The sequence below is a fragment of the Candidatus Omnitrophota bacterium genome (assembly GCA_028693815.1).
GTDB lineage: Bacteria > Omnitrophota > Gorgyraeia > Zapsychrales > Aceulaceae > Aceula.
The window spans coordinates 52492-71851 of record JAQUUP010000008.1 but is presented as its reverse complement, the minus strand read 5'-3'; the positions used below and the strand labels follow the sequence as shown (position 1 = coordinate 71851).

The following is a 19360-nucleotide window of genomic DNA, read 5'->3' as shown; positions in this document are numbered from 1 at the left end:
GTGCTCTTCCGATCTAGCTGTTGTCATTCCACCAGGCTTTGTAACAATTATCGTTGATATATCCATCAACTCATTAACATTGTTCACGTGAGGGAAAATTCTTATTTTTTGCTTATTTGGAAAACGAATCTTTTTAAGCTTTTTTAAAATCTTTTTATTTGTACCGGCTAAAACAATAAGTTGAAAATTAAAATCTAGCTCTGCAAGACTCGAAACAATAGATCGAATAGGCCCTAGCCCCTGGCCTCCACCCATAATCAAAATGGTTGGAACACCTAAATCAAATCCTAATTTATCAGCAACCTCTTTAACCGGAACAGGCGTATTAAATCTTGGATCAATAGGGATGCCAAAAAGCTTAATTTTTTCTTTGGCAATGCCATCTAAAATCAGACGATCCTGCGCTTCTTTCGTTGGAACAATATAATAATCAACTTCGTCATGAAGCCAATAATGATGCGGTGCAAAATCTGTAAGAACACCTATAAGTTTAACTGGATATTTGTACCGCTTCTTAAAGTCGCCCACCATACCACAAGGAAAAGCCTGAGAGCAAACAACGCAATCAGGTTGAAAACGATTAAAAAGTCGCGCAAGCTTTGGATGCTTCGCGCTATTTAAAATCTTTTTAATATTACCAGTTCGACTAATAAAAACAGGATTATCGTAAAGGTAATCCCAAATTTTTGGACGCCGCTTAATAACGCTCATGTAAGCTCGATTAACAATCTTTTCTAAAATAGGATACACGTAAGCAAACCCATTAATATTCATCGTTTCGATACTAGGATTTACAATCTTCAATGCATTCTCAATTGCCATGGTCGCTCTATGGTGACCCGATGTTTTTGTGATGTGCATTAAAAGTATTCTAGGATTTTCCATGATATTCCTCTATGATAGCAAGCGTTTCTCCAATTTTAGCAGATTTACCCTCAGAAATAATAATTTGTTTCAATATTCCCTTTCGGTCAGATTCAATATTGAAAATTGCTTTGTCTGCAGAAACTTCAACTAAATCCTGATCGATTTCAATCAAATCGCCTTCCTTGGAATACCAGGCCGAAACCGTCACATCTTCAATCCCTTCACCCAAAAATGGAACATTAATTTTTATCATTATCTTAAGATAGAATTTCTAGGTTAAAAATATTTTTAAAACTTAAAACAATCTGTCTTTTAATATCTTTCATTGCAAACTGCTTTCCTGCTTCATTTTCCATAGACGTCATTTCAACGCTAAGACCACATGGCTTAATAATTAAAAAATCTTTTAGATGCGTAGTTACATTTAAGGCAAGCCCATGAAAAGAAACCCATTTCTGAACTCCAATACCAATCGAAGCAATCTTCTTAGGTCCAACCCAAACGCCTGTATGGCCCTTAATCCTACTAGCCAATATACCAAAATATCCCAATAAATCAATAACGACCTGCTCAAGATTAAAAATAAATAATTTTAGATCTTTTCCGAAATAGTTGAGACAAAAAATAGGATACACGACAAGCTGTCCAGGTGTATGAAAAGTAACATCACCTCCACGATCAACTTTCAAAATTTCAATTCCTTTTTTCATCACTTCTTTTGGATCTAACAAAATATTATTTTCATTCGATAAACGTCCCAAAGTAATAACAGGACAATGTTCACATAAAAAAATCTCACAAGAAGCTTGAGCAATTGCTTTTGTGAGTGCTTTTTTTTGAACTTGATACGCTTGCTGGTATCGAACAACTCCTAAATCTGTAACCTTACATATAATATTGCGAGAATATTGAATTGCTGAATTCATCAAATAATTTTAAAATGCAAATTAAAGCTCTCTAACTCGTCGACAAATCGCATCTGCCATTTCTTGAGTCCCTACAGCTGCTAAATCCTCTCTACTCTTCTTTAAATCATACGTAACATCTTTGCCTTCACGAATAATATCCATGATTGCTTTCTCAAGCTTTCGCGCTGCTTGTTTTTCATTTAAATAATCAAGCATCATCACGCCAGATAAAATTGTTGCCGTTGGATTAACCTTGTTTTTTCCTGCATATTTTGGCGCAGACCCATGCACCGGCTCAAATAAAGCGATACCATCTCCAATATTTGCACCCGGGGCAATGCCAAGGCCGCCAGCTAAACCAGCACATAAATCTGAAACAATGTCGCCATAAAGATTCGGTAAAACAAGAACATCGTAATGACCGGGTCGCTGAACAAGTTGCATGCACATATTGTCAACGATAACATCTTCAAAATCAACTTTTTCTTTATATTCTTCAGCAAGTTCACGCCCAATTTTTAAAAACAAGCCATCTGTGAACTTCATAATGTTTGCTTTGTGAACCAAGGAAACTTTCTTTCGCTTGTGCTCAACAGCATAATCAAATGCAAATTTTATAATTCGTTTTGACGCATAAACAGAAATTGGCTTTATAGAAATAGCTGCATCATCTCGAATCTCCCTTGGCTGCAAACCGTTAATTTTTTTAATCAAATCTAAAGTTTCTTTTTGACCTTTTTCAAATTCAATTCCAGCATACAAATCTTCAGTATTTTCTCGAAAAATGATTAAATTCAAATCTTTTGCAATCGATTTTGTCCCTTCAATATATCTTGCCGGACGAACACACGCAAATAGATCTAATTCTTGACGCAGCTGAACATTAACAGAACGAAATCCTTTGCCAACAGGAGTTTCGATCGGACCCTTAATGGCAACCTTATTCTTTCGAATAGATTCAAAAACTTTTTCTGGCAACGGAGTTCCATACTCTTTAATAGCATATGATCCAACAATCTGCTCATCCCAATGAATATCAACACCCGTTGAATCAACGCATTTCTTCATTGCACATGAAACTTCTGGACCGATACCATCGCCTGGAAGCAATGTTACATTATAAGCCATGGACATTCTCTCCTATACAGCTAAACGATTAAATTCTTCTGGATTTTTTGCGCGAGCGATAGCTGTCTCATAAGAAATAATACCTGCTTGGCACATCTCCTGCAAAGACTTATCCATTGTCTTCATTCCATATTTCTGGCCTGTCTGAATTGCCGTTGGAATTTGCTCAATTGCTTGCTCACGAATAAGATGTCGGATACCTGGAGTCGCAACCATAACTTCAGTTGCAAGAATGCGTCCTTTTCCATCTTTTCTTGGAAGTAAATTTTGCGAAACAACACCTGCTAAACAAGATGCAAGCTGCAATTTAACCTGTTCTTGTTGATGCGGAGGAAATACGTCAATAATACGCTCAATCGTTTGAGGCGCATCCGGTGTATGCAATGTCGCTAAAACCAGATGACCTGTTTCTGCCGCTGTAAGCGCAGTTGAAATTGTTTCAAGGTCTCGCATTTCTCCAACAACAATAACATCAGGATCTTGGCGCAAACATCTTTTTAATGCTTCAGCAAATGAATGAGTATCATTATAGACTTCTCGCTGCTTAATGACAGACATTTTGTTATAATGAATATATTCAATAGGATCTTCAATACAAATAATGAGATTAGCTCGCTCATTGTTAATCATATCAATCATCGCAGAAAGAGTCGTTGTCTTTCCTGCACCAGTTGGACCTGTAACTAAAACAAGACCTGTCGTTCGCTTAGCAAAATCACGAATAACATCAGGAAGACCAAGATCATCAAGACTTGGAATAAAAAGCGGAATGCGCCTTAGCGCCATTTCAACACATCCTCTTTGCACGTGTACATTCGCACGAAATCGATCAAGCCCAGGAATTGCAATTGAGAAATCAAGCTCAAGCCTCTTTTCGAATTGCTCTTTCTGATCATCTGTCAAAAGACCATAAATCATCTTTTTTAATGTGTCTTTGTCTAGTGGATCTATATCTGTGACAACTAATGCACCGTCTAAGCGCAAAACAGGCGGAGTATCTTCAGTAAGATGGAGATCTGAAGCTTTCTTTTCAATCGCTAAAAGCAATAATTCTCGAATATCTGTTACTTTTCCCATAATTCCTTCCTATCTTTTTTTGGCCCAGTCCGCAATGCGACGGATGCCTTCCTCGATACGCTCAGTAGAAGTTGCAAAACTTAATCTTAAATATTGATCCGCTCCAAATCCTTTTCCAGGAATACACGCAACATCTGTTACATCTAAAACTTCTTTAGCAATTGAAACAGAATCTTCTTTAAATTTGCTAATATCACAAAAGACATAAAACGCGCCCTTAGGATAAATATAACTAATTTCAGGAACCTTATCTAGGCATTTCAAGATTACATCTCGCCTTTTAATAAACTCTTTCTTCATTTCATCAAGGCTCGCCGCTGGTGCATTCAGAGCTGCGAGTGCTGCAACTTGGCTAATCGATGTTGGATTAGAGGTTGAGTGATCTTGAATCTTCTTGACATTCTCAACAATTTCTTTTGATGCCCCAAAATATCCAATACGCCATCCTGTCATTGAATAAGCTTTTGAAACACCGTTGACTGTTATAGTCAAATCATAAATATCTTTATTCAAAGAAGCAAACGATGTATATGGTTCATCTGTATAACATAATTTCTCGTAAATTTCATCACTAACAACAAAAATATTTCTCTTAACGCATACTTCAGCAATCCCCATCAATTCTGTTTTAGAATATACTGTCCCCGTCGGATTTGAAGGAGAATTTAAAATAAGAAGTTTCGTGCTTGGAGAAATATTTTCTTCTAACTGTTCTGGCGTAATTTTAAAATCATTATCAGAAAATGTTTCTAAAAACTTTGCCGTTGCCCCTGCCAACTTTACCATTTCAGGATAGCTGACCCAGTAGGGCGAAGGAATCAAAACCTCATCACCCTGCTCAACGAGCGCCTGCATTAAATTATACAAGCAATGTTTTGCACCACAAGAAACAACAATCTGTGTTACAGGATCATAAGAAATATTATTATCTATTTTGAATTTCTTGGCAATCGCTTTTCTTAAATCAAGAGTGCCAATGCTAGGAGTGTATTTTGTAAATCCATTTTTAATGGCTTCAATAGCTGCATTTTTAATAAAATCTGGTGTATCAAAATCAGGCTCACCAGCAGCGAAATTAACAACATCATGCCCTTGAGCTTTAAGCTCTTTTGCTCGAGCAGTAATAGCCAATGTTGATGACCCTTCAACGCTCTTTGCTCTTCGAGAAACAGGCATAACAAAATATCCTTTACTTTTCAGTATCTTTTCTGAAGATTTTCTTAATTCCCCTAGCAACTTTTGTAGAAGACTTTTCTTTGACTTTATCAGAAGGCTTGCTGTTCTCTGCTTTCTTTTTTGCAGGCTTTTCTTTCTCAGCACCTTTTAAAGAAGTTGTTTTTTCAACCTTCGAATGATCGTCTTTTTCTACCTTGATACCTTTGCCTTTAGGTTTTTCTTTCTTTTCAGAAATAACTTCTGCTTTTTCAGTAAGCTCTAAAATTGCAACCGTCGCATTATCGCCTCGTCTATTTTTCGCAAGACGAATAACACGCGTGTAGCCACCTTGCCGATTCTTAAAAAGAGGTGCAATCTCATCAAATAATTTGCTTACCAATCGATGATTACATAAAATGGCATATGCGTTTCGTTTTGCTGCTAATGTTCCTTTTTTTCCAAATGTAATAAGCTTATCGACAAGCTTTCGAGATTCTTTAGCTTTAACAAGAGTTGTCTGTATTCTTCCTTTGAGCAACGTTGCCTTTGCAATATCTCTAACCGTTGCTTTACGCAAGGCAGAGTTTCGTCCGAATGTTTTTCCTGATTTACCGTGTCTCATATGGCCCTTTTATTTTTAGTCTTTTTGTCTCAATTTCTTCAAGTCAATCTTTATGCCAAGGTCTAAGCCCATAGCCTTTAGAATTTCACCGATTTCTGTTAGCGATTTCTTACCAAAATTTCGAAATCCTAAAAGTTCCGATTCAGTTCTGCGAACTAAGTCCGCAATCGTCTTAATGTTTGACTCTCGCAAACAATTTGAACTTCTAACAGAAAGCTCTAACTCAGAAATCGGAAGACGTAATTTTTCGTAAAGTACTTTTTCCTCTGCAGAAACCTCTTCCTCTTCCTCCTCTTCTTCAGGAAGCTGACCGTAACTAACAAAGACATCTAGATGTCTTTGTAAAATATTTGCACCATAAAGCAACGCTTCTTTTGGATTAACGCCGCCATTCGTAACAATTTCTAAAATCAATTTATCATAATCTGTTTTTTGTCCAACACGAGTATTTTCAACAAGAAAATTGACCTTTACAATTGGTGTAAAAATTGAATCAACAGCAATCGTCCCAACAGCAGCATCTGCTTTTTTGTTAGCATCAGAAGGAACATATCCGCGTCCACGAGAAACTTCCATCTCCATACTGAATTTTACATCCTGCGTTAATGTTAAAATAAGCAACTCTGGATTCAATACTTCAACAGTTTCATCACAAATAATATCCTTAGCGCGAACCTCACCCTTTTTATCAACTTTAATATAAATTGTTTTAGCAACCTTAGAATGCGACCGAAGAATAAGCTGCTTAATATTAAGAATAATATCAACAACTGACTCTAAAACGCCCGGAATTGTTGAAAATTCATGCTGAACGCCATCAATGCGAATCGAAGTAACAGCACTGCCTTCTAAAGAGGACAATAAAATTCTTCGAAGTGAATTACCTAAAGTAACTCCATACCCTCTTTCAAATGGCTCAGCGATAAACTTACCATATGTATCGGTATAGCTTGATTCATCACACTCTAGCCGTTTTGGCATTTGGAAATCTCTCCACTTGACACCCATGTATTCCTCCTACATTATATTAAATAATCTAAATAAATTATCGAGAATAAAGCTCGACGATTAACTGTTCGTTGATCGGAAACTCAATGTCTTCACGTTCCGGCAATCGCAACACCTTCCCTTTAACCTTTTGGTCTTCAACACTCACCCAAGCAGGAACAGCGCGAACCTTGGATGTCTCGATATTTTCTCGTACAAGCTTCTCACCTTTTTTCTTAAAACATAGCTCAACTTCATCTCCCTTTTTAATCAAGAAAGAAGGAATATTGACTCTTTTACCATTCACATGAGTATAGGCATGATTTACAATTTGACGCGCCTGTTTTCGAGACGCTGCAAACCCCATACGATAAACAACATTATCAAGACGTCTTTCTAGAAATTGAAGTAAAATATGGCCTGTAACACCTTTGGTTTTAGCAGCCTTCTCAAAATACCCTCTAAATTGTTTCTCTAAAATACCATATATTCTTTTGGTCTTTTGCTTTTCTCTAAGCTGTAAACCAAAATTTGACATTTTAGTGCGTCTTTGCCCATGTTGACCAGGCGGATATTCTCGTCGAGCAACTGCACATCGATGAGTATGGCAGCGAGCTCCTTTTAAGAATAGCTTTTCTCCTTCTCGTCGACACTTTCGGCAACTAGCCTCTAAATCTCTTGCCATTATTAATAACTCCCTTTTTAAACTCTACGTTTTTTACGTGGCCGACATCCATTGTGCGGCACAGGCGTAACATCGCGAATTATTGTTATTTTCAATCCTGCCGCTGAAACAGCTCGAATCGCAGATTCGCGTCCAGCTCCAGGACCTTTAACATAAACTTCAACAGTTTCAATGCCAAGCTCTTTCGCTTTTTTAGCAGCATTAGACGCAGCGATTTGAGCAGCAAACGGCGTTGACTTTTTTGACCCTTTAAATCCAACATGACCCGGGCTTGAAGAAACAATTACGTTGCCCTGCATATCGGTGATAGCAACGATTGTATTATTAAAACTAGCTTTAATATGAACAGCACCGCTACTAACGCCCTTAAGTGCTTTCTTTTTTGCTTTATCTTTTTTCTTTATCGGTAGTTTCGCCATCTTTTCTCCTTTTATTTTTTAGAAGGCATTGACATCATGACTTTCTTTTTCCCTTTGCGAGTTCTTGCATTTGTTTTTGTTCTTTGCCCTCGCGCAGGTAGCCCCCTTTTATGGCGGAGTCCTCTATAAGAACCAATATCAATTAACCGTCGGATATTTTGCGCCACGTCTCTTCGCAAATCACCTTCAATTCGATAATCTTTCTGAATAATCAGCGTAATTCTCGAAACTTCTTCTTCCGTTAAATCTTTAGCTCTTCTATTCTTATCAATTTGGGCTTGTTCTAAAATCTTTAAGCAATTCTTTGGCCCAACCCCATAAAGATACGGCAATGCCGCTTCAATTCGCTTTTCTTTTGGAAGATCAACACCTAAAATTCTTGGCATAACTTATCCTTGTCTTTGTTTATGTTTTGGATTTGTACAAATAACTCTAACAACGTTCTTGCGTCGAACGACTTTGCAATTATTACAAATTCTTTTAACAGAAGATTTTACTTTCATTTTATTTTTCCCTATAGGTAATTCGTCCTCTTGTTAGATCATACGGAGAAAGCTCAACTTTCACCTTATCTCCTGGAAGCAAACGAATAAAATGCACTCGCATTTTTCCTGAAATATGAGCCAACACCTTATGCCCGTTTTCAAGCTCTACCTGAAACATAGCATTCGGCAGCGCCTCTTTGATGATTCCTTCAACCTCTATTAGTTCTTCTTTAGCCATTTATTTTCGTTAATATTTCTGGGCCATTGGCTGTAACAACAACTGTGTGTTCAAAATGAGCTGATGGTTTCTTGTCAAGCGTTACAACCGTCCATTTATCATCTAAAATCTTTGTCCTGTATGTGCCTAAATTGATCATTGGTTCAATTGCAAAAACCATTCCTTCCTGCAAAGTGGGACCAGATCTCGGTAAACCAAAATTAGGAACCTCTGGCTCTTCATGCAAAGACCTTCCAATGCCATGGCCAACAAAATCTCGAACAACGGAAAATCCAAAAGGTTCTACAAAACTTTGAATCGCAAATCCAATATCAGAGAGATAATTTCTTGCTTTAGCCTGCTCGATTCCCTTATATAAAGATTGTTCGGTTACATCAATAAGCTTTTGTTTTATTTCGTCTAAATCCCCAAATCCAATTGTAAATGCAGAATCAGAAAACCATCCATCTAAAACAAGTCCCATATCAATGCTCACAATGTCACCATCTTTAACAACCCGATTGCTTGGAATCCCATGAACAATTTCTTCGTTAACAGAAATACATGCCGTTGCCGGAAAACCACGATAGCCCTTAAACGCTGGCGCTGCTTTTTTTCGGTCAATTAATTGCTCAGCGATCTTATCTATCTCAAGGGTTGTCATCCCCACTTTCAAAGAACTTTTTAAATCTTGAATAACAGAAGCAAGAGCCTTGCCGGCTCTGCGCATTTTTTCAATTTCCTGCTTTGATTTTAAAAGTATCAATTTTTCCGTCTTTTTTAAATATTTCTAACAAATAATCCTTCAAGCGATTTGCCTCTTGGTTTCCATCTGCCTTTAAAAGAATTCCCTTCGCTTGATAATATTCAACAATTGGTGCAGTATTTTCTAAATAAACATTAATTCTCTTACGAATTGTTTCTTCATTGTCATCCACTCGCTGATATAATTCACCATCACAAGAATCACAAACACCCTCTTTTTTAGATGGCATATTAACAGTATGATAAAGAGCTCCACAACTTCTGCAAACCCGACGGCCTGTTAATCGTTGAATGACAATTTCGCTATCAACTTCCATGCAAACAACATAATCAATCGGCTGACACAAACTTTCAACAATTGCATCTAAATCTTGAGCCTGCTGCTTTGTTCTTGGAAATCCATCCAAAAGATATCCATTTGGTGCAAATGTTTTATCTTTTAACCGATTTTCAATAATGCGCGTGACAACATCATCTGGAACAAGACCACCACTCTCAACAAAACTTTTTACTTCTTGTCCGAGAGGCGTGCAGTTCTTCATTTCTTCTCTTAAAATATCGCCCATCGAAACATGCTTTAAATTCAAAACTTTTTCTAAAAGCTTTGCTTGCGTTCCCTTACCTGCACCTGGCGCCCCTAATAAGATTAATCTCATTTTCGCCCTCTCAGATGCCCTGTTTTCATAAATCCATCATAATGTCTCATTAAAAGTTGCGACTCCATCTGCTTAACCGTGTCAAGCATAACACCAACGATAATCAAAATACCCGTTCCACCAAAAAATGATGCAACCAAATATGGAACTTTAAAAAATGCCATAATAGCATCCGGCATAACCGCAATCACACACATAAAGAATGCACCAGCTAAAGTAATACGCGTCATAACAAAATCTAAGAAATCAGCCGTTGGCACTCCTGGTCGAACACCAGGAATAAATCCCCCGTGCTTTTTCATATTCTCAGCAACATCAACCGGATTAAAAACAATCGCTGTATAAAAATAACAGAAAAAGATAATCAATAATCCATATAAAAAATAATATGCCGCATGTCCACGCATAAAAAAGCTTGCAAATGATTGCAACCCTTGATGCGGAATAAAACTTGCTAAAGTTGCTGGAAAAAGTAAAATTGATTGTGCAAAAATAATCGCAATAATACCAGCTGTATCAACCTTCAAAGGAATATAAGTACTTTGCCCACCATAAACTTTTCTTCCAACAATACGGCGTGCGTATTGCACAGGGATTCGACGTTGTCCTTGCGTAATTAAAGTAATTGAAAAGATAACACCAACTAAAAATCCTATCATCAAAAGCAAGGTCAATGGCTGAATCTGCCTCATCGATGCTGTTTTAGGTGACAATAATACAATCAATGTCTTAATCGCATCTGGCGCACGAGATAAAATACCAGCTGCAATAACAAGCGAAATGCCTTGTCCAATTCCTTTTTCTTGAATTTGTTCTCCAAGCCACATCAAAAGAACTGTACCAGATGCAAGAGTTAAAACGGTTGTAAGGCGAAATGCCCAACCTGGATCATTAACAACTTGCAACCCTTGAAACGCTTGCGGGCTCTCTAACCATAAGGCAATAAAATAAGATTGCACAATTGCTAAACCAAGTGTTCCATATCGTGTATATTGATTTATTTTCTGATATCCAGCCTGGCCTTCTTTAGACAATTTCTCTAAGGCTGGAATGACGGCTGTCAAAAGCTGCATAATAATGGAACTTGAAATATACGGCATAATCCCTAAAGAAAATACTGTCATCTTCTGCAAAGCGCCACCAGAAAACATATTCATCATGCCAAAGATCGTTCCACCGCCTGAAGATTCATTAATCCGACGAAAAAACTCTGCTAATATCGAACCATTAACTCCTGGAGTCGGAATATGACATCCAACACGATAAGCAAAGATAATAACTAATGTAAAAAGAATCTTTTTTCTTAAATCAGGTATTTTAAAACAATTCGAAAATGCTTTTAGCATAAAAATCTCTATATTTTTTTCTTAATTGGTTCGATTTTTCCGCCTGCTTTGACAATTTTTTCTTCAGCAGACTTCGAAAGAGCATGAACTTGAACTGTTAAAGGTTTTGAAACCTCACCAACGCCTAGAATCTTTACTCGCTTAGAGCTACTTTTAATCAATCCTTTTTCCTTTAAGAACTCTGGACTAACCACCGTTCCTTCTTTAACCTTAGAAAGACTGGCAAGATTAACAAGCTGATAAATACGAGGATTTCTTACTCTAAATCCGACCTTTGGAAGCCGGCGAATCAAAGGCATTTGTCCACCTTCAAGTCCATGAATAATAGAGCGTCCAGAACGAGATTTTTGACCATTTTCTCCTCGGCCAGCAGTTTTTCCCCTACCAGATCCCTGACCACGACCTACAATTCTTTTCTTTTTTCGCGCCCCTTTAGGCTTACCTATTTCATGCAGAAACACTTGGCACTTCTCCAATTTCTTTAAACGGTTTCAATCGAGTTAAGCCATCAACTGTCGCCTTAACAATATTAATCGGATTATTTGACCTATGACATTTTGTTAGGATATTTCTAATCCCAGATGCATCACAAACTGCACGTACTGGACCTGCCGCAATAACACCAGTACCTTCTGATGCCGGCTTTAATAAAACAGTCGCTCCTCCGCATCGGCCGATAATTTCATGAGAAATTGTTCCCTTGCGCACAGAAATATCAAGCAAATTTTTCTTAGCAACACGCATTGACTTTTGAATAGCCGTTGCAACTTCAGGTGCTTTTCCTAAATAATACCCAACTTTTCCTTTACCATCGCCAACAACAACAAGAGCGCTAAAAGACATTTTCTTTCCACCCTTTGTGACTTTTGTGACACGATTAATAGCAATAACTTTTTCAATAAATCCAGAATCATCTTGCTGTCTTTTAGCTGGCTTAGTCCATTTTTTCTTTTTTCTATCAGAAAAATCTCTTGAAGAATCTTTAGGCTCTGGACCTTTATTTTCACTTTCAGGAACAGTAGTTTCTTCGGCAGCAGTTGAATCAGCAGGTTTTTTGTCTGTGGACGAAGTTTCAGATTTGACTTCTTTTTCTTCCACAGAAAGACTCTCCTGAACTTTTTCTTCTAGATTTTCTTGCTCAACATCTTTTTTTATATTTTTATCTTCAGTCATTAGAACTCCAGTCCACCTTTTCTTGCCGCCTCAGCAAAAGCCTTTACACGTCCGTGATAAAGATAGCCGCCGCGATCAAAACATACCTTTTTAATTCCTTTTTCCTTAGCTCTTGTAGAAAAAGCTTCTCCTAAAATAGTTGCCCCTTTAATATTTCCACAAGTCTTTAGATTACCCTTTATATCTTTATGCGCAGTTGACATTCCAATTAATGTTTTTCTCTCAACATCATCAACTAAAGACACAGACATATTCTTTAAGCTCCGGTGAATACACATTCTTGGCACTTGCGAAGTCCCTTGAACTTTTTTACTAATCCTTTTGTGACGTAAAACTCTTTTTTGTTCTTTTGTATTAATCATTTTAATTACTTTGTAACAGATTTTCCTTGTTTGCGTTTAACAATTTCCCCTGAATATCGTATACCTTTTCCCTTGTAAGGCTCTGGTGGCTTAATCTTTCTAATCTTTGCAACAATATTTCCCAAAGAAACATTATCAATCGATTCAAATTCAAGCTCTGTCGGGGTTATCGCTTTAACTTGGATTTCGTTTGGAACAACAAATTCAACTGGATGGCTAAATCCAAGATTTAGCACAATCTTCTGGCCCTGGATCTGCGCTCGAAAACCAATTCCTTGAATCTCAAGTTTTTTCTTATGTCCGGTAGAAACACCCGTCATCATGTTGACTATCCGAGCTCGAATTGTCCCATGATTTGATCGATCCTGCTTAATATCAGATTTTCGATTAACAAAGATTTTCTCATCTTTGCTTTCAACAGAAATTCCAAAAGGAATTTCAAGAGTAAGCTTTCCCTTTGATCCTTCGACAAAGACGTTGTCACCATTAACAGCAACTTTTACGCCTTTAGGAACAACAATTGTTTTCTTTCCTATTCTTGACATATTTCTCCTACCAAATGTAACACAAAACTTCTCCGCCAACTTTAAGCTCTCGAGCTTGACGATCGTCCATTACGCCTTTAGATGTTGAAATCACAGCTGATCCCAAACCATTTAAAACTCTTGGAATTTTGTCATGCGTTGCATAAACTCTTAACCCTGGTTTTGAAATTCGTTTTAGCCCAATAATAAACGGTTTCTTATTTTTTTCATATTTTAGATAAATTTTAATCGTTCCCTGCACACTATCTTTCAATAGCCGAAATTCTTCAATATATCCATCCTCTTTAAAAATCTCTAAAATCTTCTCAGAAATTTTTGATGCAGGGACATCAACTGTTTCTTTTTTAACCTGTACCGCATTGCGAATACTAGTTAACATGTTACTAATAGGATCTGATAATGACATATATATTTTCCTCTCTAATTGCGATCTCTAATTACCAACTTGCTTTCTTTACACCAGGAATTTCGCCTTTCCAAGCGAGCTCCCGAAAACAAATTCGGCAAATACCAAAACGTCTTAAATATCCTTTTGGTCGACCACACAACACGCATCGATTGTGCTGACGCGTTGGAAACTTCGGCGGTCTTGCTTCTCTTATTCTTAATGCCTTTTTTGCCATATTAAATTTTCCTCTTAATTCTTTCTAAAAGGCATCCCCAGGAGAGTCAAAATCTCAAATGTTTGCTCTTGAGGGCCATGATTAAAAACAAGCGTGATATCCATTCCTTGCACTCTTTGAATTTGGTCCAGCTCAACCTCAGGAAAAATTGACTGGTCAGTAATGCCTAGCGTATAATTTCCTGATTTATCAAAAGATTTCCTTGAAACTCCATTAAAATCACGAATTCGAGGAAGTGCAATATTTAAAAGACGATCAAGAAATTCATACATTTTAAACTTTCTTAACGTAACCTTGCATCCAACTGGTAACCCTTCTCGTAATTTAAAATTAGAAATTGCCTTCTTAGAACGTCGAATAATCGGTTTTTGTCCAACAATCATGCCTAAATCCTTAACCGCAGCTTCAAGAATCTTAATATCTGCAACCGCTTCGCCAACCCCCATATTAACAACAATTTTCTCTAAACAAGGAACAGCCATTTTATTCTTAATTTCAAACTTTTCCTGAATCTTTGGAACTATTTCTTGTTGATATCGATCTAAAAGTCTTGGTTTCATTTTAATTTGCCGCTCCACACTTTTTGCATTCACGAATTTTTGCTCCATCTTTAAGAACTGAAATCTTCGTCCGAATTCGTTTACTGCACTGTTTGCACACAAGCATCAGATTGCTCAAATTAAGCGGTGTCTCAATTTCAACAATACCACCTTTTTGATCTTCCTGAGTTTTGCGTCTTGCTTTCTTTATGATATTAATATTTTCAACAACTGCCTTCTGAATTTTTGGAAAAACACGCAAAACTTTTCCTTTTTTCCCTTTATCTTTTCCAGCAATTATTTCAACAATATCGTTTTTCTTAATTTTTATCATCTTACACAACCTCTGGCGCTAGTGAAACAATTTTCATATAATCCATATTTCTTAATTCTCGAGCAACTGGTCCAAAAACACGTGTTCCTTTTGGATTACCGTTGTCGTCAACAATGACAACTGCATTGCTATCAAATTTAACATATGTTCCGTCAACGCGGCGTACAGGGAATTTTTGTCGAACAATAACAGCCTTAACAACTTCACCTTTTTTAATTCCAGCCCTAGGAGCCGATTCTTTAATATTCACACGCACCATTTCGCCAACCTGAGCAGAACGCCGACCATGAGCATTTAAAACGCCTATAAAAGACGCTTTGCGTGCTCCTGAATTATCCGCAACATTTAAAATTGTTCCCATATAAATCATTATTCAACTTCTTTCTTTAGAATTTTCTTAAGGATCCAACGCTTGTCTTTTGAAAGGGGTCGTGTTTCCATGATTTCAACAAGATTTCCTGGTTGCGTTTCATTCTTTTCATCATGAGTTTTGTATTTCTGAGATCGTTTAACAGGCTTAAGATATTTCTTATGTTTAGCATGCCAAGAAATCTGAACAACGCACGTTTTGTCCATCTTATTGCTGATAACCGTACCGGTCATTACTTTTCTTCTATTCGCTCTTTCGGTCATTGCGTTTTTCTTTCCTTTAAAACAGTTTTAATTCGTGCCACATCTTTTCTTAGCAAACTAAATCTTGCAGGTTTTTCAACCTTTCCAAATTTTCTTTGATAATTTAGGCCGAATAATTCTTTTTTAATTACTTTTTCTTTTTGAATTAGCTCTTCGATATCTAAAGCTCTTAAATCTTTTGTATTCATGACACTTACCTTTATTAAACCTGTCCTGAACGCGAAACAAATTTTGTTCGAACTGGCATTTTAAATGCAACTAAACGGAAAATGGTTTTTGCAAAATTTTCTGGAACGCCACCAATTTCAAAAAGAATTTTTCCTCGCTTCACAGGGCAAACCCAGTGATCAAGGTCCCCTTTTCCTTTTCCTTGACGTGTTTCTGCTGGCTTTTTAGTAACTGGCTTTGATGGAAAAATGTTAATCCAAAGTTTTCCAACGCCCTTCATTTTTCGAGCAACAGTAATACGTGCTGTCTCAACATGATTGGCCCGAATCAGGCCGTTTTCCAACGCCTTAAGCCCATATTCACCAAAAGTCAAACGACTTCCTCTTACCGCAATACCGCGATTCTTACCTTTTTGAGCTTTTCGAAACTTAACTTTTCTTGGCATTAAAAGCATATGTCTATTTTTCCTTTAACTGCTTTTCTTCTATTTTTGGTTCTTCTATTTCTTCTTCTTTTTTCTTATCTAAAATGGCATCCCCATGATAAATCCAAGTTTTAACGCCAATTGTTCCATAAGTAGTCTGTGCTTCCGCAAATCCATAATCAATATCAGCACGAAATGTCTGCAAAGGAAGCTTTCCCTCTTTATACGTCTCTCGCCTTGCCATTTCAGCACCATTAAGACGCCCAGAACATCCAATTTTAATTCCCTGCACACCTGATTGCATTGCTTGGTCGATCGCTCTTTTCATAGCACGTCTAAAAGCAATGCGTTTTTCAAGCTGAAGAGCAACACTCTGTGCGACTAAGTTCGCGTCAATTGCCGGATTCTTAACCTCTTTAATATCAATTGCAAGTTCTTTTGTTGTCAATCCACTTAAATCTTCTTTAAGCCGATCAATATCAGCACCTCGTCGACCAATAATAACTCCAGGGCGCGCGGAACTAATGCGAATTCTTACTTGCCCTCTTAATCTCTCAATTTCAACTTGAGCAACAGCCGCATGTGCAAACTTCTTTTGAATGTGCTTTCTAATTCGATAATCTTCAGTAACGTTTGTTGCAAACTCTTTCTTTCCAGCAAACCAACGACTTTGCCAATCTTTAATATAACCAATGCGTAAAATAATAGGGCTAACTTTTTGTCCCACAGAATACCTCTCTACTTTTTTGTCTTTAAATCTAATTCAACGGTTAAATGAGTTGTTTTCTTTAATATTCCAACTGCACGTCCAAATGCTGCAGAGCGATATCTGCGCCACGATGAGCCTAAATCTGCCGTGATTTTTGAAACAAGAAGCTGATTTTCATTCAAACCTTTTTGCTTAGCATTGCTTACAGCAGAATTTAAAACTTTCTTAATCCGATCAGATGCCCCTTTTGGTAATTGATCTAAAATTGTCAAAGATGTTTTTACATCTTTACCGCGAATCAAATCAATAACTTGCCGAACCTTAGTCGGAGTAACTCGAATAAATCTTCCTTTTGCTTTTACAATCATAACAATACCCTTTTATGTCTTTGTTGCAGCTTTTTTAGCTTTAACGCCGCCATGCTTTCTAAATGTTCTTGTTGGAGCAAAGGAACCAAATTTGTATCCAACCATATTTTCTGTAATGAAAACCGGGACATGCTTTCTTCCATCGTGAACTGCAACCGTATATCCAACAAAATCAGGCGTTACAGTCGATTCTCTTGACCATGTTTTAATAGGAAGTTTTTGTGCTGACTTTTGCATTTTTTCTAACTTCTTAAGCAAGTGATCAGCGATATATGGTCCTTTTTTAATTGAACGTGGCATATCTTACCGTATTCCTTTTTTTCTTCTTCGAATAATAAACTTGTCTGAATATTTTCCTTTTACCCGCGTCTTATACCCTTTTGTTGGCTTACCCCAAGGAGTTACTGGATGCGGACTTCCTTGTGCCTTTTTTCCTTCACCGCCACCATGAGGATGATCTACAGGATTCATAGCAACGCCTCGAACATGTCCTTTGCGACCAAGCCAACGAGAACGGCCTGCTTTTCCAATAGATATTGATTCATGCTCAACATTTCCAATTTGTCCAATAGTTGCGCGACAATTAACTTTGATTTTTCGAACTTCACTAGAAGGAAGACGAATATGCGCTTCTTGTCCTTCTTTTGCCATAATCTGAGCAGATGTTCCTGCAGACCGGACAATTTTTCCACCTTTTCCAGGTAAAAGCTCAATATTATGAACAGCTGTCCCTAGAGGAATCTTTTCAATGGGCATACAGTTACCTGGCAAAATTTCAGCATTTTTATCCTGTGTGCTTACAACCTTGCTACCAACCTTTAATTCTAATGGCGCTAAAATATAAGATCTAGTTTTGTCTAAATATTCAATTAATGCAATACGTGCAGATCGGTTAGGATCATATTCAATAGCTAACACTATTGCTGGATCATCAATTCGATTACGCTTGAAATCAATCAAGCGATACATTCTTTTATGACCACCAGAACGATAACGTGCAGTCACTCGTCCGTAACTATTTCGTCCTCCTGATTTTTTTAGCGGAGTTAAAAGAGACTTTTCTGGTTTTGACTTTGTAATTTCAGAAAAATCAGAAATAACAGTATGTCGTAATGCATTTGTTGTTGGGCGAAATTTTTTTAATCCCATTAAGTTACCTCGATTTTGCTTCCTTCTTTAAGCGTTACAACTGCTTTTTTCCAGTCTGGCGTTCGCCCTAAAGCTTGACGTACACGTTTCTTTTTTCCTGGAACAATAATGGTGTTAACGTCTTGAACTTTAACTTTATAAATATTCTCAATTGCTTTTTGAATATCAACCTTTGTCGAACGTGAATCAACCTGAAAAAGATATTTTCTTTCTGCTTCTAGAACAGTTCCCTTTTCAGTTCGAATTAATGTTTTAACAATATCGTAGCTATTAGCCATTTTTTAAAAAACTTTCTTTTATATTTTCTTTATCTTGTTTAACAATCGGAAAATATTTATTTATGTAACCCGTTTAAGCAGTTGCTCAAAAGCAGATTTTGTAATTAAAACTTTTTTGCTTTTTAGAATATCATACGCCGTAACATCGCAAGGACGTATCATGCTAAAAAATGGAAGATTTCTTGAAACTCGAGTTAATTTCTCATCTGCCAAATCAACTAGCGCTAGAACCTTACCTCTTAAATTTAAACTTTTTAGCGTTTTTGCAAAATCTTTTGTCTTATCTGTTTCAACGGCTAGTTTATCAATACAAACAAGATCGTCACTGCTATATTTTGCATTCAAACTTGCCCTTAAAGCAGCGTCTCTCATTTTCTTAGGCAATGTATAATTAAAATCTCTCGGAAGAGGACCAAATGTAGTTCCGCCACCTTTCCATAAAGGCGATCGCGTTGATCCAGCTCTAGCTCGACCAGTACCTTTTTGACGATATGGTTTTTTACCGCCACCTGATACTGATCCACGCTCCTTAGTTGAAGCATTGCCTTGCCGGAGATTTGCTTGATACATCACAATCGCTTGATGCAAAACAGCTTTATTAATATGTCCTCCAAAAATAATCTCTGGAAGATCAAATTCTTCTATTTTTTTCCCTTTAATATCGTGTACTATACAAGCTGGCATCTTACTTCTTACCCTTTGCTTTAGACTTACTTTGTTTCATTGGATTCTTCTTGC

34 protein-coding genes are annotated in these 19360 nt (G+C 37.1%); all 34 read right to left on the bottom strand.

Features of this window, described 5'->3' with window-relative positions; translation table 11 throughout:
- A partial coding sequence (locus PHY73_04205) for a hypothetical protein (GenBank protein ID MDD3374910.1) occupies nucleotides 1–885 on the bottom strand: 885 nt, incomplete at its 3' end.
- Nucleotides 872–1120: a hypothetical protein gene (locus PHY73_04200; protein MDD3374909.1), complete on the bottom strand. Its 249-nt coding sequence runs from the start codon at nucleotides 1118–1120 to the stop codon at nucleotides 872–874. The genes PHY73_04205 and PHY73_04200, both read right to left, overlap by 14 nt.
- Nucleotides 1121–1124: 4 nt before the next feature.
- Nucleotides 1125–1793: a lipoyl(octanoyl) transferase LipB gene (gene lipB, locus PHY73_04195; protein MDD3374908.1), complete on the bottom strand. Its 669-nt coding sequence runs from the start codon at nucleotides 1791–1793 to the stop codon at nucleotides 1125–1127.
- 21 nt (nucleotides 1794–1814) lie between these two features.
- Complete coding sequence (locus PHY73_04190; protein ID MDD3374907.1) at nucleotides 1815–2903, bottom strand: isocitrate/isopropylmalate dehydrogenase family protein; 1089 nt, start codon at nucleotides 2901–2903, stop codon at nucleotides 1815–1817.
- A 12-nt stretch (nucleotides 2904–2915) separates the two neighbouring features.
- Nucleotides 2916–3980: a type IV pilus twitching motility protein PilT gene (locus tag PHY73_04185; protein ID MDD3374906.1), complete on the bottom strand. Its 1065-nt coding sequence runs from the start codon at nucleotides 3978–3980 to the stop codon at nucleotides 2916–2918.
- A 9-nt stretch (nucleotides 3981–3989) separates the two neighbouring features.
- On the bottom strand, nucleotides 3990–5156 hold the full coding sequence (locus PHY73_04180; protein MDD3374905.1) for a pyridoxal phosphate-dependent aminotransferase: 1167 nt from the start codon (nucleotides 5154–5156) through the stop codon (nucleotides 3990–3992).
- A 13-nt stretch (nucleotides 5157–5169) separates the two neighbouring features.
- The gene (rplQ, locus tag PHY73_04175; protein MDD3374904.1) at nucleotides 5170–5757 is read right to left on the bottom strand and encodes a 50S ribosomal protein L17; all 588 of its coding nucleotides are present in this window, start codon (nucleotides 5755–5757) and stop codon (nucleotides 5170–5172) included.
- Nucleotides 5758–5772: 15 nt separating this feature from the next.
- Nucleotides 5773–6765, bottom strand: coding sequence for a DNA-directed RNA polymerase subunit alpha (locus PHY73_04170; protein MDD3374903.1), 993 nt, complete (start codon nucleotides 6763–6765; stop codon nucleotides 5773–5775).
- 37 nt (nucleotides 6766–6802) lie between these two features.
- Nucleotides 6803–7429 (bottom strand): 30S ribosomal protein S4, encoded by a 627-nt coding sequence (gene rpsD, locus PHY73_04165; GenBank protein ID MDD3374902.1) that lies wholly within the window; start codon nucleotides 7427–7429, stop codon nucleotides 6803–6805.
- A 17-nt stretch (nucleotides 7430–7446) separates the two neighbouring features.
- Nucleotides 7447–7848 carry a 30S ribosomal protein S11 gene (gene rpsK / locus PHY73_04160; GenBank protein MDD3374901.1) on the bottom strand — a complete coding sequence of 134 codons (402 nt, stop codon included), beginning with the start codon at nucleotides 7846–7848 and terminating at the stop codon, nucleotides 7447–7449.
- An 11-nt stretch (nucleotides 7849–7859) separates the two neighbouring features.
- Complete coding sequence (rpsM, locus tag PHY73_04155) at nucleotides 7860–8234, bottom strand: 30S ribosomal protein S13 (protein MDD3374900.1); 375 nt, start codon at nucleotides 8232–8234, stop codon at nucleotides 7860–7862.
- A 3-nt stretch (nucleotides 8235–8237) separates the two neighbouring features.
- The gene (gene rpmJ / locus PHY73_04150; protein ID MDD3374899.1) at nucleotides 8238–8351 is read right to left on the bottom strand and encodes a 50S ribosomal protein L36; all 114 of its coding nucleotides are present in this window, start codon (nucleotides 8349–8351) and stop codon (nucleotides 8238–8240) included.
- Nucleotide 8352: 1 nt separating this feature from the next.
- Nucleotides 8353–8571 carry a translation initiation factor IF-1 gene (infA, locus tag PHY73_04145; protein MDD3374898.1) on the bottom strand — a complete coding sequence of 73 codons (219 nt, stop codon included), beginning with the start codon at nucleotides 8569–8571 and terminating at the stop codon, nucleotides 8353–8355.
- Nucleotides 8564–9316: a type I methionyl aminopeptidase gene (map, locus tag PHY73_04140; protein ID MDD3374897.1), complete on the bottom strand. Its 753-nt coding sequence runs from the start codon at nucleotides 9314–9316 to the stop codon at nucleotides 8564–8566. The genes infA and map overlap by 8 nt, the downstream gene beginning before the upstream one ends.
- Entirely contained in the window at nucleotides 9285–9971 is a 687-nt protein-coding gene (locus PHY73_04135) for an adenylate kinase (protein ID MDD3374896.1), read from the bottom strand. Before PHY73_04135 ends, map begins: the two co-directional genes overlap by 32 nt.
- Nucleotides 9968–11317, bottom strand: coding sequence for a preprotein translocase subunit SecY (gene secY, locus PHY73_04130; GenBank protein MDD3374895.1), 1350 nt, complete (start codon nucleotides 11315–11317; stop codon nucleotides 9968–9970). The genes PHY73_04135 and secY overlap by 4 nt, the downstream gene beginning before the upstream one ends.
- Before the next feature lie 8 nt (nucleotides 11318–11325).
- Nucleotides 11326–11778 (bottom strand): 50S ribosomal protein L15, encoded by a 453-nt coding sequence (gene rplO, locus PHY73_04125; protein ID MDD3374894.1) that lies wholly within the window; start codon nucleotides 11776–11778, stop codon nucleotides 11326–11328.
- Nucleotides 11765–12217: a 30S ribosomal protein S5 gene (gene rpsE, locus PHY73_04120; protein MDD3374893.1), complete on the bottom strand. Its 453-nt coding sequence runs from the start codon at nucleotides 12215–12217 to the stop codon at nucleotides 11765–11767. The genes rplO and rpsE overlap by 14 nt, the downstream gene beginning before the upstream one ends.
- Nucleotides 12218–12489: 272 nt before the next feature.
- Complete coding sequence (gene rplR / locus PHY73_04115; GenBank protein MDD3374892.1) at nucleotides 12490–12852, bottom strand: 50S ribosomal protein L18; 363 nt, start codon at nucleotides 12850–12852, stop codon at nucleotides 12490–12492.
- A gap of 5 nt (nucleotides 12853–12857) precedes the next feature.
- Nucleotides 12858–13397 carry a 50S ribosomal protein L6 gene (gene rplF, locus PHY73_04110; protein MDD3374891.1) on the bottom strand — a complete coding sequence of 180 codons (540 nt, stop codon included), beginning with the start codon at nucleotides 13395–13397 and terminating at the stop codon, nucleotides 12858–12860.
- Nucleotides 13398–13404: 7 nt separating this feature from the next.
- Nucleotides 13405–13803: a 30S ribosomal protein S8 gene (gene rpsH, locus PHY73_04105; GenBank protein ID MDD3374890.1), complete on the bottom strand. Its 399-nt coding sequence runs from the start codon at nucleotides 13801–13803 to the stop codon at nucleotides 13405–13407.
- Between the two features lie 31 nt (nucleotides 13804–13834).
- Nucleotides 13835–14020 (bottom strand): type Z 30S ribosomal protein S14, encoded by a 186-nt coding sequence (locus PHY73_04100; protein MDD3374889.1) that lies wholly within the window; start codon nucleotides 14018–14020, stop codon nucleotides 13835–13837.
- A gap of 14 nt (nucleotides 14021–14034) precedes the next feature.
- The gene (rplE, locus tag PHY73_04095) at nucleotides 14035–14580 is read right to left on the bottom strand and encodes a 50S ribosomal protein L5 (protein ID MDD3374888.1); all 546 of its coding nucleotides are present in this window, start codon (nucleotides 14578–14580) and stop codon (nucleotides 14035–14037) included.
- Nucleotide 14581: 1 nt separating this feature from the next.
- Nucleotides 14582–14890, bottom strand: coding sequence for a 50S ribosomal protein L24 (rplX, locus tag PHY73_04090; protein MDD3374887.1), 309 nt, complete (start codon nucleotides 14888–14890; stop codon nucleotides 14582–14584).
- 4 nt (nucleotides 14891–14894) lie between these two features.
- Nucleotides 14895–15263, bottom strand: a complete 369-nt coding sequence (gene rplN / locus PHY73_04085) for a 50S ribosomal protein L14 (GenBank protein MDD3374886.1) — start codon at nucleotides 15261–15263, stop codon at nucleotides 14895–14897.
- Nucleotides 15263–15526, bottom strand: a complete 264-nt coding sequence (rpsQ, locus tag PHY73_04080; GenBank protein ID MDD3374885.1) for a 30S ribosomal protein S17 — start codon at nucleotides 15524–15526, stop codon at nucleotides 15263–15265. Before rpsQ ends, rplN begins: the two co-directional genes overlap by 1 nt.
- Nucleotides 15523–15714: a 50S ribosomal protein L29 gene (gene rpmC / locus PHY73_04075; protein ID MDD3374884.1), complete on the bottom strand. Its 192-nt coding sequence runs from the start codon at nucleotides 15712–15714 to the stop codon at nucleotides 15523–15525. Before rpmC ends, rpsQ begins: the two co-directional genes overlap by 4 nt.
- A gap of 14 nt (nucleotides 15715–15728) precedes the next feature.
- Nucleotides 15729–16148: a 50S ribosomal protein L16 gene (rplP, locus tag PHY73_04070; protein MDD3374883.1), complete on the bottom strand. Its 420-nt coding sequence runs from the start codon at nucleotides 16146–16148 to the stop codon at nucleotides 15729–15731.
- Between the two features lie 4 nt (nucleotides 16149–16152).
- Nucleotides 16153–16845 carry a 30S ribosomal protein S3 gene (rpsC, locus tag PHY73_04065; GenBank protein MDD3374882.1) on the bottom strand — a complete coding sequence of 231 codons (693 nt, stop codon included), beginning with the start codon at nucleotides 16843–16845 and terminating at the stop codon, nucleotides 16153–16155.
- Between the two features lie 11 nt (nucleotides 16846–16856).
- On the bottom strand, nucleotides 16857–17195 hold the full coding sequence (gene rplV / locus PHY73_04060) for a 50S ribosomal protein L22 (protein ID MDD3374881.1): 339 nt from the start codon (nucleotides 17193–17195) through the stop codon (nucleotides 16857–16859).
- Between the two features lie 12 nt (nucleotides 17196–17207).
- Nucleotides 17208–17495, bottom strand: coding sequence for a 30S ribosomal protein S19 (gene rpsS, locus PHY73_04055; protein ID MDD3374880.1), 288 nt, complete (start codon nucleotides 17493–17495; stop codon nucleotides 17208–17210).
- 3 nt (nucleotides 17496–17498) lie between these two features.
- Complete coding sequence (gene rplB, locus PHY73_04050) at nucleotides 17499–18344, bottom strand: 50S ribosomal protein L2 (protein MDD3374879.1); 846 nt, start codon at nucleotides 18342–18344, stop codon at nucleotides 17499–17501.
- Nucleotides 18344–18622 (bottom strand): 50S ribosomal protein L23, encoded by a 279-nt coding sequence (rplW, locus tag PHY73_04045; GenBank protein MDD3374878.1) that lies wholly within the window; start codon nucleotides 18620–18622, stop codon nucleotides 18344–18346. The genes rplB and rplW overlap by 1 nt, the downstream gene beginning before the upstream one ends.
- 60 nt (nucleotides 18623–18682) lie before the next feature.
- Nucleotides 18683–19306 (bottom strand): 50S ribosomal protein L4, encoded by a 624-nt coding sequence (gene rplD, locus PHY73_04040; protein ID MDD3374877.1) that lies wholly within the window; start codon nucleotides 19304–19306, stop codon nucleotides 18683–18685.
- Nucleotides 19307–19360: the final 54 nt, after the last annotated feature.